Genomic DNA, 757 nt, shown 5'->3' on the forward strand with positions numbered 1-757 from the left:
GAGGATCATCACCGCCAGCTGCTGCTCAACGCGATCGCGCAAGGCGCGTCGTCAGCCTTACGACAGCGTTCGGCGATGCGCCGCTCCATCGCCCATAACAGGCTGTTGAGATCAACGGGCACGATATCGGTGGTGTGGATCGTCGTCAGCGATTGCGGATCGCGCAGCCACCGCGAACTGAAATCCCATCCGCTTTCCGCACCGGCGCGCAGGTTGCGCTGGGTGTCGGCGGCGGGGCGGGGTGCAGCCTTCGCCGCGGTTGTGACGTCCTCGGCATAGGATTCGTCGCGCGGCGTATCGCGGTCGTCGTAATAGCGGTTGAGCACGCTGCCGTCGGGCATCCGCACCACGCGCAGGCAGGCGGGCTTGCCGCCGACGCAGGTCTCGCCCTTCATCCAGAACGCGTGTTCCGCGCGCAGCGCCGCCAGCCGACGCTTCGCTATCACCGGATCCGTGTCGGTCGAGAGATCGAGCATCATCGCATAATAGGGCGGCTGCGAGCGGCTGAGATAATAGGTCCGCGTGCCGTTCGGGATATGGCCGTATCGCTCGATCAGGCTGGTAAAGTCCTCGAGCATCGATTCGATGAGCGGCTGCTGGCCGTCGACCTTCAGCCCGAGCATCGTGAAATAGCTGTCCCAGTAATAGATTTCACGGAAGCGTCCGCCGGGGACGACATACGGCGCCGGCAGCGGCAGCGCGGAACTGCCCGCGACCGGCGCGACCGGCTGGCGCACGAGTTGCGGCCACAGCGTGC

At 65.7% G+C, this 757-nt stretch carries 1 protein-coding gene; it reads right to left on the reverse strand.

All coding sequences use genetic code 11. From position 1 onward, the window contains the following. Positions 1–8: 8 nt before the first annotated feature. Positions 9–757, reverse strand: a 749-nt coding sequence (locus U1872_RS22660) for a trehalase family glycosidase (RefSeq protein ID WP_332795100.1), incomplete at its 5' end; no start/stop codon positions are given.

The organism is Parasphingomonas frigoris (genome assembly GCF_036663815.1).
In the GTDB taxonomy this organism is placed as follows: Bacteria; Pseudomonadota; Alphaproteobacteria; order Sphingomonadales; family Sphingomonadaceae; genus Sphingomonas.